Origin of the sequence: Flavobacterium sp. Leaf82, assembly GCF_001422725.1 — a bacterium.
Taxonomy (GTDB): domain Bacteria; phylum Bacteroidota; class Bacteroidia; order Flavobacteriales; family Flavobacteriaceae; genus Flavobacterium.
This window is the reverse complement of record NZ_LMMA01000001.1, coordinates 163,089-175,832: the sequence shown is the minus strand read 5'-3', so window position 1 is coordinate 175,832 and position 12,744 is coordinate 163,089. Positions and strand designations below refer to the sequence as shown.

At 32.8% G+C, this 12,744-nt stretch carries 11 protein-coding genes; 6 read left to right on the top strand and 5 right to left on the bottom strand.

Annotation, left to right across the window (positions count from 1 at the left end; translation table 11 throughout):
• Positions 1 to 123: 123 nt before the first annotated feature.
• The 6 genes from ASF10_RS00795 to ASF10_RS00770 all read left to right on the top strand — a co-directional run bounded on the left by ASF10_RS00795 (position 124) and on the right by ASF10_RS00770 (position 4,227).
• A complete protein-coding gene (locus ASF10_RS00795) occupies positions 124 to 1,338 on the top strand; it encodes an aminotransferase class V-fold PLP-dependent enzyme (protein ID WP_056244051.1) in 1,215 nt (404 codons plus the stop codon).
• Between the two features lie 7 nt (positions 1,339 to 1,345).
• Positions 1,346 to 1,771 carry a hypothetical protein gene (locus ASF10_RS00790; RefSeq protein WP_056244046.1) on the top strand — a complete coding sequence of 142 codons (426 nt, stop codon included), beginning with the start codon at positions 1,346 to 1,348 and terminating at the stop codon, positions 1,769 to 1,771.
• A 2-nt stretch (positions 1,772 to 1,773) separates the two neighbouring features.
• Positions 1,774 to 2,199, top strand: a complete 426-nt coding sequence (locus ASF10_RS00785; RefSeq protein WP_056244045.1) for a SufE family protein — start codon at positions 1,774 to 1,776, stop codon at positions 2,197 to 2,199.
• Positions 2,200 to 2,292: 93 nt separating this feature from the next.
• Positions 2,293 to 2,616, top strand: coding sequence for an SUF system Fe-S cluster assembly protein (locus ASF10_RS00780; protein WP_035688342.1), 324 nt, complete (start codon positions 2,293 to 2,295; stop codon positions 2,614 to 2,616).
• A 71-nt stretch (positions 2,617 to 2,687) separates the two neighbouring features.
• A complete protein-coding gene (locus ASF10_RS00775; RefSeq protein ID WP_056244043.1) occupies positions 2,688 to 3,197 on the top strand; it encodes a DUF2480 family protein in 510 nt (169 codons plus the stop codon).
• Positions 3,198 to 3,276: 79 nt separating this feature from the next.
• On the top strand, positions 3,277 to 4,227 hold the full coding sequence (locus ASF10_RS00770) for a DUF3078 domain-containing protein (RefSeq protein WP_056244041.1): 951 nt from the start codon (positions 3,277 to 3,279) through the stop codon (positions 4,225 to 4,227).
• Between the two features lie 166 nt (positions 4,228 to 4,393).
• Here ASF10_RS00770 and hflX read toward each other — a convergent pair whose 3' ends face one another.
• The 5 genes from hflX to ASF10_RS00745 all read right to left on the bottom strand — a co-directional run bounded on the left by hflX (position 4,394) and on the right by ASF10_RS00745 (position 12,711).
• Positions 4,394 to 5,635, bottom strand: a complete 1,242-nt coding sequence (gene hflX, locus ASF10_RS00765; protein ID WP_056244040.1) for a GTPase HflX — start codon at positions 5,633 to 5,635, stop codon at positions 4,394 to 4,396.
• Between the two features lie 189 nt (positions 5,636 to 5,824).
• The gene (locus ASF10_RS00760) at positions 5,825 to 6,691 is read right to left on the bottom strand and encodes a hypothetical protein (RefSeq protein WP_056244037.1); all 867 of its coding nucleotides are present in this window, start codon (positions 6,689 to 6,691) and stop codon (positions 5,825 to 5,827) included.
• A gap of 136 nt (positions 6,692 to 6,827) precedes the next feature.
• Positions 6,828 to 8,177 carry a DUF5689 domain-containing protein gene (locus ASF10_RS00755; RefSeq protein ID WP_056244033.1) on the bottom strand — a complete coding sequence of 450 codons (1,350 nt, stop codon included), beginning with the start codon at positions 8,175 to 8,177 and terminating at the stop codon, positions 6,828 to 6,830.
• Between the two features lie 19 nt (positions 8,178 to 8,196).
• Complete coding sequence (locus ASF10_RS00750) at positions 8,197 to 11,034, bottom strand: carboxypeptidase-like regulatory domain-containing protein (RefSeq protein ID WP_056244029.1); 2,838 nt, start codon at positions 11,032 to 11,034, stop codon at positions 8,197 to 8,199.
• Between the two features lie 456 nt (positions 11,035 to 11,490).
• Positions 11,491 to 12,711, bottom strand: a complete 1,221-nt coding sequence (locus tag ASF10_RS00745) for an MFS transporter (protein WP_082472362.1) — start codon at positions 12,709 to 12,711, stop codon at positions 11,491 to 11,493.
• Positions 12,712 to 12,744 lie beyond the last annotated feature (33 nt).

Genomic DNA, 12,744 nt, shown 5'->3' with positions numbered 1-12,744 from the left:
CAAATTTTACAGAATTGATTTTCAAATCTTCTATTGATAGCGCCATAAAAGGAAATTATAGTTTTGGTGGATAAACCAATTTAGTTTTAGTACTTTTGTAAATAGAATTTTTCTAAATAAGACATGTTAGACATCCAAAAAATAAGAGCTGATTTTCCGATACTTTCGGAAAAAGTAAACGGAAAACCTTTAGTTTATTTCGACAACGGAGCAACATCACAAAAACCACAAATTGTGATCGATGCTGAGGCGAAATATTACCAGGAAATAAATGCCAATATTCACCGTGGAGTACACACTTTAAGTCAATTAGCAACTGATGCTTACGAGATTTCAAGAGTCAAAATCCAGCATCATATTAATGCTAAGTTCTCACACGAAGTACTCTTTACTTCGGGAACAACGCACGGAATCAATTTAGTAACCAATGGTTTTGCTTCAATTTTAAAACCTGGCGACGAAGTAATTGTTTCCTCTTTAGAACATCATAGTAATATTGTGCCTTGGCAAATGTTATGCGAAAAAACCGGAGCCACTCTTAAAGTAATTCCGATGGATGAAAATGGTGAACTGATTATGGATGCTTTTGACGCTTTGCTTTCAGAAAAAACTAAAGTTGTAACTGTAAATCATATTTCGAACGCATTAGGGATCATTAATCCTATCAAATATATTATCGAAAAAGCACATGCTGTGGGCGCTGCAGTTTTAATTGATGGCGCACAGGCTGTTCCGCATTTAAAACCGGATGTTCAAGATTTAGATTGTGATTTTTATGCTTTTTCAGGACATAAAATGTGCGGTCCAACCGGAACTGGAATTTTATACGGAAAAGAAGGTTGGTTAAATAAATTACCTCCATATCAAGGCGGTGGCGAAATGATCAAGGAAGTCACTTTCGAGAAAACAACTTATGCTGATCTTCCTCATAAATTTGAAGCCGGAACGCCAAATATCGCTGGCGGAATTGTTTTAGGAACTGCCGTTGACTATCTAAATAATATAGGTTTTCAAAACATTCAGGAACAAGAAGAGAAATTATTAGAACACGCTACAAAACGTTTACTGGAAATTGAAGGTTTAAAAATTTACGGAACCGGAAAAAATAAAGCTTCTGTAGTTTCGTTTAATATTGACGGAATTCATCCTTACGATATTGGTTCAATTATCGATAAATTAGGAATTGCGGTTAGAACAGGACATCATTGCGCACAACCCATTATGAACTTTTTCTGCATTCCCGGAACCATTCGTGCTTCATTTTCTTTTTACAATACAATAGAAGAAATTGACATAATGGTTGAAGCCGTTAAAAAGGCAAAAACTATGTTAAGCTAAAAAAACTATGAGAACACTATCTTTATTACTCTTAACGATCTTCATTGCAACAAGTTGCTCAAGCCAAAAAACTACTGATATGACAGCAACACAAATGGAATATTCTGCAGTTTCACGTGGCTTTTATAAAAAGATAATTGTTCAAAACAAAACAGTTTCAGTTATAAATGGCAAAAATACTGAACCAATAGAAAGCAAAATAGAAGATGCAAAATGGAAACAGATTGTAGCCGAATTTGCGAAAATTGACCTGGAAAGTATTAAAACTTTAAAAGCCCCAACAGAAAAACGTTTTTACGACGGTGCTGCAATTGCAAATTTAAAGATTACTAAGGATCAGCAAACTTATGAAACCTTGGGTTTCGACAATGGTACTCCCCCAAAGGAAATAGAAAAATTGGTAAATTTGCTGGTTAGTTTTACTAAAGAATAATTATGACAATAAAAGAAATACAAAACGAAATAATCGACGAATTTTCGATGTTTGATGACTGGATGCAACGTTATGAGTACATCATTGAATTAGGGAAAAGCCTTCCGTTGATTAAAGAAGAATACAAAACAGAAGAAAATTTAATCAAAGGCTGTCAATCGAAAGTTTGGTTACAAGGTGAACAAAATGACGATAAAATTGTATTTACTGCAGATAGTGATGCAATTCTAACCAAAGGAATTATCGCCATTTTAATTCGTGCTTTCTCTAATCAAAAAGCAGAAGATATCATAAATGCAGATACTGAATTTATTGATGAAATAGGTTTAAAAGAACATTTATCAGCAACTCGCGCAAACGGATTGGTTTCGATGATTAAAAATATCAAAATGTACGCTTTGGCTTTTGACACAAAAAATAAAAACTAAATTTCTTTTGCACGAATTTTTGTTAATCATACGAAATGATTAATTCGGGAAATTTGTGAAATTCGTGGCGAAAAAAAATACAAAAACAAAAAAATGGAACAAGAAATAGACACAAACGAATTAGGAGAATCAATTGTAAAAGTTTTAAAGAGCATTTACGATCCGGAGATTCCTGTAGATATTTATGAATTAGGATTGATTTATGACGTAATGGTAAATACAGATTACGAAGTAAAAATCCTGATGACACTAACATCTCCTAACTGTCCGGTTGCAGAAAGCTTACCAAGAGAAGTAGAAGAAAAAGTAAAAACAATCGAAAACATAAAAGAGGTTGACGTTGAAATTACTTTTGATCCGCCTTGGAGTAAAGATTTAATGAGCGAAGAAGCAAAATTAGAATTAGGAATGCTTTAATAAAAGTATACAGTTTACAGTCGCAGTAGTGTGCAACTGCGACTGTAAACTGTGACTGAACACTAATAACTATGGAAGAAATCATCAATAAAGTTGCCAATAGTGCATTAGAAGTATTTGATCTGGAGGATTATTATCCAAAGGGAATTCGGGTACAAATAGATATTTCACAATGGCTTTTAGAAGGTTTTCTATTAAAAGAAAAAGACTTTAGAGAGCATTTAAAAAATCATGATTGGTCACAATATCAGGATCAATATGTTGCTATAAATTGCAGTACAGATGCTATAGTTCCCGCTTGGTCTACTATTTTAGTTGCGATACAATTGGCGCCTTATGCAAAAAAAGTGGTAAACGGAACCATCGAAGATTTAGACGCAAGTTTATATGAGGAAATTTTAAGCAAACTTGATTACGCTGAATACAAAAATAAACCTGTAATTGTAAAGGGCTGTTCTAAAAAACCGGTTCCAACCCGTGCGTATATTTTAGCAGCAACTTACCTTCAGCCTTTTGCAAGAAGTATAATGTATGGTGAAGCTTGTTCAGCAGTACCTTTATACAAAGAATCTAAGAAATAACTTTCTTTTACACCCATAAATCCCTAACCTTTTAACGGTTTTTAGTATATTTGTTCTTACACATTTTAAACTACATACCATGAGAAAGCTAACGTTATTACTTTTTATTTTAGCGAACGTAACTTTTGTTCAAGCCCAAAATTCAGAAAAAGAATTAATTCAGAATACTGAAAAAGCAGTAAAAAAAATAAACGATACAATCGAGGATGAAGGCTGGAAAGCAAAAGGAACTGTTTCTCTTTTATTAAATCAGTCCAGTTTTAATAATTGGATTGCCGGAGGTGAAGATAGTTTCTCAGGAACGCTGGGAATCAACTACGATTTCAATTACAAAAAAGACGATATTACCTGGGACAATAAAGTTTTAGCATCTTACGGACTTTTACAAACTAAAAATGCCGACTATGAAAAAAAGACTGATGACCGTCTGGAATTCAATTCCATTTTTGGAAAAAAAGCTTTCGGACAATGGTATTACTCTTATTTCCTGAATTTCAGAACTCAATTTTCAACGGGTTATTTATATGGTAAAGATGAGAACGGTAAAGAGATCAGAACCGAAAATACTCAATTCATGTCTCCGGGATATCTTACTACAGGTCCTGGTATTTACTGGACAAAAGATGATAATCTAAAAATAAATTTTGCACCATTAACTTCTAAATTTACTTTTGTAGATGGTGCTTATACTTCAGGAATTGATCAGGCAACCGGTTTACCGTACGTCGACGGGGATTATTTTGGTGTAGACGCCAATAAAACGATGCGTTATGAATTGGGTTTCTATGCATCTGTTTATTACAAATTAGCCATTATGACCAATGTAACTGCTGAAAACACATTAAACTTATATTCTAATTACTTAGAAGATCCTCAAAATGTAGATATTAATTACTCATTGAATATAATCATGAAAGTAAACAAATTTTTATCTGCCAATTTATCCTTCCAGGCTATTTATGACGACAATGCCTTTAAAGGGTTTCAAACTAGAGAAGTATTTGGTTTAGGGATTAATTTTGGATTTTAATTTGAAGCTGTATTTTACCGCAAAGAACGCAAAAGTCTTTTCTTAGATTGCGCTTAATAAACACAAAGTTCGCAAAGCTATATGTAGATTTAGCTTTGCGAACTTTGTGTTTTATGAGATACTTTTAATATAAAATCTTTGCGCTCTTTGCGGTAAAAATCCCTATTTATTCTTCATCTTGTTCTTCTTCTTTTTCGATTGCATCTTTATAATCCGGATACAAAAACTTATTGTAAGGAAATCTCGTGATATGAATCTGACGAACTGCTTCGTAAACTATTTCTCTAAACTCTTCAAAGTTTTCTTTTTGTGTAGCCGAAATAAACAATGCTTTATTCTGACCAACATTACTCATCCAGGTCTGTTTCCATTCCTCAAGTGTATAATGTCTTCTTGTTTTCTCGGTAATCAAATCATCTTCATCAATTGTCAAATGTTTATAGGCGTCAATTTTATTAAAAACCATGATCATTGGCTTATCATTACTCTTGATTTCTAACAAAGTTTGATTTACAGATTCGATATGATCTTCAAAATCAGGATGCGAAATATCTACAACATGCAACAATAAATCAGCTTCACGAACCTCATCTAATGTACTTTTAAATGAATCTACCAATTGAGTTGGCAGTTTTCTAATAAAACCTACAGTATCTGAAAGCAAAAAAGGTAGATTTTTAATTACCACTTTTCGAACCGTTGTATCTAATGTTGCGAATAATTTATTCTCTACAAAAACATCACTTTTACCTACAGCATTCATCAATGTAGATTTCCCAACGTTTGTATAGCCTACTAAAGCTACACGAACCATCGCACCACGATTACTACGCTGAACACCCATTTGTTTGTCAATCGTTTTTATTTTCTCTTTCAGAAGAGCAATTCGATCACGAACGATACGTCTGTCTGTTTCAATTTCAGTTTCTCCGGGTCCACGCATTCCAATACCTCCTTTTTGACGTTCAAGGTGAGTCCACATACCAGAAAGTCTAGGCAGTAAATATTGACATTGAGCCAACTCTACCTGCGTTCTTGCATAAGAAGTTTCAGCTCTTTGTGCAAAAATATCCAGGATAAGGTGCGTTCTGTCTAAGATTTTACAATCTATAATTTTAGAGATATTTTTTTGTTGTGATGGTGATAATTCATCATCAAAGACTAAAGTCGATATGTCGTTTTCTTTTACAAAAAGATTGATTTCTTCTATTTTCCCTGTTCCAACAAAAGTCTTAGGATTTGGGCGTTCCATTTTTTGAGAAAAACGTTTAATAACTTCACCTCCTGCGGTAAAAGTCAAAAACTCTAATTCATCAAGATATTCATTAAGTTTTTCTTCACTTTGATTTTGAGTTACAATACCAACAATGGCAGTTCTCTCAAAATTGATAATTTCTTTTTCTAACATAGCTTTGAATAAGGTGCAAATTTAATGATTTGTAAGGTACTAACGCTTATAGAATTTTGTTTTTAAGTTCTATTTAAGAAATTAGTGTTTATATCAAATAAGAAACCATTTAAAAATTAAGAATATTAAGAGTTTAATCTCAATATAACTTAATTTTTAAATGGTTTGAAATACTTTAAAAAAGTAGATTTATTCGTAAATAAAAGTCTTTTCTGTTTTTACAATTCCGTTTTCTTCAACTTGCGAGCAAGAAATTGGATAGTTTAATTTATTGTATTTGAATTTTCTGCTCACAGCAACTAATACAGCTGATGACGGACTAAAATTCATTTCGTTATTATATGATATTGCTTCAAAACTAAATTCATCTTCATGATAAGAAATCATTGGTACAATTACTTTATAATTATCTCCAAATAAACTCTGAACAATTAAAGCATCTACTGATTTTTTATCGTCAAAAGTATACGTTTTAGATATTTTATCACCAACTAAACCTTTGTGTTTGGCAACATTATCATTGATATAAACATATTCAATTTTACCAATTATTGCTTTGTTTCGATCTCTTGTCGTACGTCTTACAATTATACCATTCTCGACAATATATTCAACATCATCAACAATATTCTGGTGATTGGTGCTTTTTTTGGTAATTACTTTTACTCTTGCACCTTCATAACCAAAAGTTACTGTTTTTGTAATATAGTCATTACCTTCCTGGTATTTTTTTACAAATTTTGTAATGTTATTATCCGCATCATAAGAGTAGTTTACGACTTCTTTCCAGTCGCTTCCAACTTTGTCTTTTACGGTCATATCCAGTAATCCTTTTGTGTTGTAAAAAAAATGCTGAACAACATCAGAAGTAGTAATGGTTAGTATTTTTCCGTCTTTAAATACAACGGTTTTGTTTACAATTTCACCATCTTTAGAGTTCTGGTAATTTGTTTTTACAATGTTGATTTGTTTTAATCTTACAGGAGCATTTTGATCCTGGCTGTGCAACAAGAATGGAAAAACCATCATTATGATGGCGATAAAGTAGGTTTTCATAGTTTTTGTATCGATTTGGGGTGACCAAAATACAAAATTCAATTAAATTTTAACACTTTAAATCTTAAAAACAATACACTATTAAATTATCATCTAAAAATCAGCACTTTAATTTCATTTTTAAAAATAACATACTTTAATTTTCTCCAAAAATTTTAACATCATCAACCATAAATGCTCCATTAAGCGTTTTGTCTTTTCCTGATCCTATATATTTAAATGCGATATGAATATTCCCTGAATAAGCAGATAAGTCTATTCCTCCTGAACTTATAAACTGACGCGTTGGCGTTGACAATGAAGGTAAATTTGCTTGTAATTTTGTCCATTTTGCTTTGGTAACACTTGATCCGTCAAAATTAGTCGACACATAAATTTCAAGAGAATTTAATGGTGAATCAACTTTTAAATCATGCTGCGCACTTCTAAAAGACAATACTGCATTTTTATAATTGCTCATATTTATTTTGGGAGTAACTAACCAAGCGATATTTTCTGCAGCAGTTGTACTTGTGGTATTAAATTCTGCATAACCATTTCCGGCATACAACATGCTTTTCCATATTTTAGAAGCTTTTTCGACAATGTTGCTCCAACCCGGAAGGGCAAAATTCACATTGTTTTTTACGGATTGAAAGTCTTCTGCAAAAAACGGAACAGTTCTTTTTCCGTTCATTATTAAATCTTTTTCTGACCGGATCATCATTTGATAATCTGATCCAAATTTCGTCACTATTCCTCTCACTTTTCCGCTTCCTTGTGGCACAATATTATCTGCAAAGCTGGCATAACTGCTAGTTCTAAAAATTATCTGATTCCCAGTTTTGTCGCGCAAATTCCAATTCGTTGAACCTCCCACATTATTTGACTCTTCAAAATAATGACGACCAATTGCTTCTTCGGTAAATTGAACATCTGTTAACTCTATCAAAGTATTTAAGCGATTATCGTTTAATGCTTCTTCAATCGAAACAGACTTAACTAATTGGTTTTCATCAATAACCATACACGAAGCATTCAGGACGTTTTTATAATCATTTTGCGATACCCTGCCAATTGTTGGATCACCGGCATTACTTACATATAAACTTCCAACTCTTAAACTTCCAAAATATAAGTCTGTAAATTGATCTTTAAGTTTTATGTAAACTTTATTTCCAATACGAAAATCAATGTACGTGTTCGAAACATCAACAGGAACACTGAAACCAATTGCTGGTGTTTTATCTGTTGCTATTGTTTGAAAAGAAATTGCCTTAAAAAAATTTCCTCCTTCATCACTGGACACAACATAGGCTTCAATTATATCATTGTAATTATATTGCTTCGGAACCGAGCCTGAAAGATCCTTAACTTTTTGAACGATTTGGTTTACTGCTAAATCAGGTTGTGTACATTCTAATTTTGGAATTTCAACTTCGTTATTACAACTATAAAAAAGGAATAATATGAAGGCATAAAAGGTAATTATGGTTTTATTTTTCATTACAATGTGTTTTAAAAATTTATAAACTAATAGTAAGATTTACGAAATAAGTTCTTCCGTAACCGTAAAAATATTTGGGACCAAATGATGGCGTTTGACTTGAGACATCCTGATTAAGTGCCCTGAAATTTGCATTTCGGGCTTGTTCAAAACCTCCGGTTTTATAAGTAAGATTCAGAACATTATTTATACTCGCGAAAAGTCCAATGTATTTTCCGGATATACGCCAGGATTTACCTCCTGTAATATTTAGTAATGAAATGGGATCAAATTTTTCCTGTTTTAACAAAGCCGCAGCCCTGTCTTCTGTTGCTTCAGGAAAAACCAAACCACTAATTGGATTTTTATAAAAACGAGCTGTTCTGGCAATAGGCGAAACATCAATATAACTTTCTGTCATGTAATTGATATTTGCTCCCAACCACCAATATTTTGGATCCCGATATTCTAATCCAAACGAATAAGCCTGTTGTGGCATTCCGGATTGTTTATAATTTTTAAGATACGATTCTCCAAAATCAAAAGTGGTTTGTGTATCCCCTTTTGCCGAATTTGCATCGTTTGTAATCGAAACATTTGGATTGCTATTGTAGGTATAATTACCGTAAGCAACAGACATAGTAGATTTTATGGTAGATGAAATTTGATATTCAAAACTTAATTCGGCTCCAATATTCTTCTTATCTAAGTTTGTTAAAGTCTGACTGACAAATGCATCTGTATTATTATAACTTGCACCTCTGTCAAAAATTCCTTCTGCATAAAAGAAAGAAGTTTTAGTAGTGTTTTTAATCAAAGTATAATAAACCGTTGTGCGAATTTTAAGTTTGGGGGAACGAAAGACATAATTACCTTCGGCACTGGTGATATTTTCATTTTCAATTCCGTCAACAACTGAATTATTTAAACGGGAATTTGCAAAAGTATTTCGAAGGGATGGTGCTCTTGTAAGATGCATTCCGTTAAAAAACAGCCATTGTTTCCCTGAAATTTTATAGGTAAAACCTCCTTTGAAACCAAAATTTTCAAAATTTACTTTTTGGCTTTTACCTAGAGAACTTGTCGAATAGATTCCGTTTTGATATATCCCTTGTCTTTGATAATTTGAAACCGAATAGGATTGTCCTATATAAAAATCTACCTTGTTATAATTAAATTTAAACTGTGTAAAAGCATCAATTGTTGTAGCCAGTAAATTGTAATTGTATCCGTAAACATCTCCTTTTTTTACTTGGCGATTTGGATTTTGCAGATCAGATTGGGCTTGATCCCCACTATAAAATGCATCAATATCTACAAAATATTCTCCTCCCAGTAAATCTAAAAGATATTGAAATTGATGTGATTTTAAATTCCGAAAAGTTACTCCGCCATCAAAACTGCTATTTTCTGTTATTTGAATATTTAAATTTGAATTAGCCGAAAAAGTTTTATCATCTGTTCTGTCCTCATATACAACATAATGACTTTGAGAAGGCTGATAAGCTGTAATTTTTCCATCAGAATTTAATATTGGTTTCTGATTCGCCTGATAGAGTGCATCCCAATTAATTTGTGGGTTTTCAAGAAATAGCGTTTTGTTTTGTTGTGCACTCCCATAATCCGGACTAAAATTCCCAGAAGATTCTCCAATATCTTTTCCGTAAAGCGAGGTATAATAACTTGGTAGTTTTCGATAGTAAACAGGATCCGGACTATTTGCATTTTGATAATCAATCGTACTGTTTCCTACTTTTCCAAACTGATACATTACAGTAGAATTAAGGTTTGCTTTTTCATTTATCTTAAAATAATGATTCAGCATTGCTAGAGGTTCTTCGACTTTTTTTACTCTGGCATTTCGTTTTTCACCATTTTGATAACCCCAGTACGAATTGTATTTTTCGTTGGTTAATTGTGTTACTTCATTCGTATTTGCTGAATTTTTTCCTCTGGAACTTGGTGTATAAAATCCTGTAAAATTTAAAGAATGCCTATTGCTTAATTTCTTTTCCAAACTAAAAAAAAACGATTCTGCATCAAAACTGGTTCCTTCAAAATAACCTTCATTCCCTAAACGTTTACCTGCTGAAATTACATAAGCCCAACCTTTAGAATTCATTCCGGAAACATATGTTGCATTGGCACGCCAGTTATAAGTGGTATTACTTGCTGAAAAAGTAAGCTTTCCTCCTTTTCTGTATGACGAAGCCCGAGTCGAAATTTGCTGTGTTCCCAGTATCCCGCCAAAAGTGTAATTTGAAGCTGCTGCTCCAACAGAAAATTCCTGATTTCGAAGCACATCATTCAAACCTCCCCAGTTGCTCCATTGTGGTCTTCCGTCATAAATTTTATTCATGATCATACCGTTGAGCATTGTGGTTCCGTTTTCGCTGTCTAAACCACGAACCCTAAATCTCGCCTGCCCCCAATTAAAAGCTGAAGCTTGCATAAAAGCATCTTTTGAAGATTGCAAAAGTCCGGAAGTCATTTCTGAGGAGCTATTATCATCTGATAAATCACTGTCAAGTAGTGTGATTAAAGCCGCAGGAATATCAAGAGAGAAATTATCTTCTAATTGCAATATCCCGAGATTTACAATTTGCTCTGAATTTGAATTTATTTTTAAAAGTAAATCTTTATATCCCTGACTGTGCAATAGCAATAATTGTTCTCCTTGTATAGAAGAATGTAATTCGAATTTTCCGCTTGTATTGGTAAGTTGTGTGATAGAAGAATTCTGAATACTTACCACAATATTTTCCAGGGGAGTTTGTGTTTTTGCATCGATTACTATTCCTGAAAAAGTAGTTTTTTGTTGTGCAAAAGCAATTCCAAAAGACAATATAATAAAAAGAAGTGCGTATTTTTTTCTCATGAAAAGCCAATTTACTTTGATCAATAATTTTCAGATTAAACTGCTTTGACTTTCAAAACATTTTAAATTCTTACATCAAAAGATAAAATTGGTCTTTGGAAAAAGACTGTAGTGGTTAATTTGTATTTAATTCGAGACTAAATTTTCAAAATTCAAATATAGACAAAAAACAATATAAAAGAAATTTCTTGTTAATTACTTATTAATAAAAACAACTCTTTTCTAATTATTGCTTAATTAATCTTGGTAAACTCAGAATGTTTTATTTGTTTAAATTAGAAGAATTAAAATGATTTTTCCTCATTTCATGTCATTTCGACGAAGGAGAAATCACACTAGAAATTAAATATAGAATATCGCTTATCATTGTCGAGTTACTTACGAAGATTTCTCCTTCGTCGAAATGACACACGTATTTATTAAGAGCTTTGAACTTTAAACCGTTGGGATTGTTTTTTATTCAGTAGTTCTAATTTTAGAAACCATAAAAGCAATCAGCACACCAAATATTCCGATAAAGGCAAAAGAAAACTGAAGTCCGAAACTTTCTGCAATATGCCCAATAACAGGAGGTCCCATTAAGAAACCAAGGAAACTTACACTCGAAACAATTGTTAGAGCTTCTCCAGGAGGAACAGTTGGATTTTTACCTGCCATACTATAAACAGTAGGCACAATTGTAGCAACTCCTAAACCAACAAGCATAAAAGCTATTGTACAGGGTATAATATAAGGTAGAAAAACTGCGGTAAAAAGTCCGGCAGAAATCATAACTCCACTAATTTGCATAACACGTTCGCGGCCAAATTTATTAATCATTCCGTCACCTAAGAATCTTCCGCCAGCCATCATAATCATGAATGAAGTATATCCTAAAATCACTAAAGCACCGGGCGCTTTTACAATGTCTTTAAAGTAAACACCGCTCCAGTCAAACATTACACCTTCGCTCGCCATACTGCAAAAACCTATTACACCAAGCCATATTAATGCGCTGTCCGGTTTTACAAAAAGCTTTTTCTTTTCAGAAGTTTTATGTTTTATTTTTTCTTTGGCTTTGACCAAAAATTTAAAGTTAAAAGCAACCATTAGTAACACAATTCCGCCAACAATTAAGAAATGATGAAAAGGTGTCAGTTTTAAAGTTAGCATTCCTAAACCAACCAAAGCTCCGGTGAATCCGGCAAAACTCCACATACCGTGAAAAGAAGACATGATCGTTTTCTTGAAAAGTACCTCGGTATAAACACCTTGTGTGTTAACAGCAATGTTAGCTAAATTTCCAAAAATCCCAAAAAGAAATAATCCAAGGGATAATTGCAGGGCTGATGTTGCTAATCCTAAATTTGCCAAACATAAAACATACATTATTAATGAGAAAACCAGAATCCTGTGACTCCCAAATTTGGTAACCATCTTTCCTGAAAAAGGCATAATAATTAATTGCCCCATTGGCAGGGCAAAAAGAATAGAACCCAAATCACCTTCGGATAAATTTAATGCGGTTTTTATGTCCGGAATTCTACTTGCCCAGGTTGCAAAACTTAATCCCATTCCAAAATAAAACATTCCCACAGCAATGCGAATTCGGTTTAAATAAGAGGCTTTTGCTTCCCTGTAAACTTTCTTGATTTTACCTTTGGTTTGAAATAACGATAGTGGATTGAAACTGATCAAAATAATACTTTTTAGATTTGATAGTATAAAAGT

What these genes read in the sequence shown, in the direction of transcription:
- ASF10_RS00795 (WP_056244051.1), top strand. Translation starts at nt 124, where the DNA reads ATGTTAGACATCCAAAAAATAAGAGCTGATTTTCCGATACTTTCGGAA.
- ASF10_RS00785 (WP_056244045.1), top strand. Translation starts at nt 1,774, where the DNA reads ATGACAATAAAAGAAATACAAAACGAAATAATCGACGAATTTTCGATG.
- ASF10_RS00780 (WP_035688342.1), top strand. Translation starts at nt 2,293, where the DNA reads ATGGAACAAGAAATAGACACAAACGAATTAGGAGAATCAATTGTAAAA.
- ASF10_RS00750 (WP_056244029.1), bottom strand. Translation starts at nt 11,034, where the DNA reads ATGAGAAAAAAATACGCACTTCTTTTTATTATATTGTCTTTTGGAATT.
- ASF10_RS00775 (WP_056244043.1), top strand. Translation starts at nt 2,688, where the DNA reads ATGGAAGAAATCATCAATAAAGTTGCCAATAGTGCATTAGAAGTATTT.
- ASF10_RS00760 (WP_056244037.1), bottom strand. Translation starts at nt 6,691, where the DNA reads ATGAAAACCTACTTTATCGCCATCATAATGATGGTTTTTCCATTCTTG.
- hflX (WP_056244040.1), bottom strand. Translation starts at nt 5,635, where the DNA reads ATGTTAGAAAAAGAAATTATCAATTTTGAGAGAACTGCCATTGTTGGT.
- ASF10_RS00790 (WP_056244046.1), top strand. Translation starts at nt 1,346, where the DNA reads ATGAGAACACTATCTTTATTACTCTTAACGATCTTCATTGCAACAAGT.
- ASF10_RS00755 (WP_056244033.1), bottom strand. Translation starts at nt 8,177, where the DNA reads ATGAAAAATAAAACCATAATTACCTTTTATGCCTTCATATTATTCCTT.
- ASF10_RS00770 (WP_056244041.1), top strand. Translation starts at nt 3,277, where the DNA reads ATGAGAAAGCTAACGTTATTACTTTTTATTTTAGCGAACGTAACTTTT.